2 protein-coding genes are annotated in these 756 nt (G+C 34.0%); one reads left to right on the plus strand and one right to left on the minus strand.

Annotated features, from left to right (window positions below):
* A partial coding sequence (locus FW778_RS23380; protein WP_202552453.1) for a hypothetical protein occupies positions 1-272 on the plus strand: 272 nt, incomplete at its 5' end.
* 103 nt (positions 273-375) lie between these two features.
* On the opposite strand, the gene FW778_RS22925 is transcribed toward FW778_RS23380, so the two are convergent.
* A partial coding sequence (locus tag FW778_RS22925) for a JAB domain-containing protein (RefSeq protein ID WP_150417255.1) occupies positions 376-756 on the minus strand: 381 nt, incomplete at its 5' end.

Below are 756 nucleotides of genomic sequence, written 5' to 3' on the forward strand. Positions count from 1 at the left end.
CTGGAAAAGAGAAGTCAAATATTTTTGAGACCATATTAAGCAGTCCCGGAATGAATGAAAAATGCAAGATTAATTTGGTGGTAAGCCGCCAAAATATCATACTATTAAGCCGGCTGATTGAGACCGGTTTACTGTCTGGTAAAAATGTTTTTGAGGATGAAATAATCAATGTGCTTTCTAAAGAATCTTTGGAAGAAATGAAAGCAATTCATGAAGAGATTTTAAAGCGGGGAGAACTGGTAGACTTCTATGAAAAATTAAAATTGATTTGATCAGGAATCAAGACCTCATTTAAGCATTATTCTGATTAAGTAATCAAAAAAAATAAATGGCTGTTTGCAGCCATTTTATTTAGAAAATAATAAATATGAAGAACTAGATAAATCCTTCATCCTGCATTGAAAAATAACCTTCATTGGATATAATTAAATGATCCAGCAATACAATGTCCAGCAATTTTCCACTTTCTTCTATTTTATAGGTAAGGTCCTCATCCTGTTTACTTGGTTTAAGATTGCCGGAAGGATGATTATGAACTAGCATGATATTACAGGCACTGGCTTTTAATGCGGCTGCAAAAATTAGTTTTGGATCTGCTCCTGTTCTGGTTATTCCACCCGTTGATACTTCATAAATACCCAACACTTTGTTAGCCCTGTTCAGAAGCATCACTTTGAATTGTTCCTGCAATTCAATCTTGTTTTCATCCCAGGTGTTTTTAAAGATAATATAAGCATCTCTTGAATGGCTGACCTT

It is taken from the genome of Ginsengibacter hankyongi (genome assembly GCF_008710285.1).
In the GTDB taxonomy this organism is placed as follows: domain Bacteria; phylum Bacteroidota; class Bacteroidia; order Chitinophagales; family Chitinophagaceae; genus Ginsengibacter; species Ginsengibacter hankyongi.